General features: G+C 50.0%; 1 pseudogene. It reads right to left on the reverse strand.

From position 1 onward, the window contains the following. Window positions 1–204: pseudogene (locus PQR62_RS25630) on the reverse strand (hypothetical protein); the annotation flags it as partial.

Here is a 204-nt window from a genome sequence, read left to right on the forward strand (position 1 = left end):
GCTCAGGCGCCTCGCTCGTCCTTGTCCACAAACTGCCTTGGGCGGACGGATAAGGCAGTAGTACATTTCGCGATCCCGTGTTTTTGGATCGCCGTTGATGTCATCTACGGTGACGACATAGCCTTGGCTATTTAAGGCTTTAAGCTGGTAGACCTTGGTCCCTTTGGAGTGCAGTTTTTTATCTCGTTCATCACCGGAAAAATA

The organism is Herbaspirillum lusitanum (assembly GCF_046025995.1).
Lineage (GTDB): Bacteria > Pseudomonadota > Gammaproteobacteria > Burkholderiales > Burkholderiaceae_D > Herbaspirillum > Herbaspirillum lusitanum_A.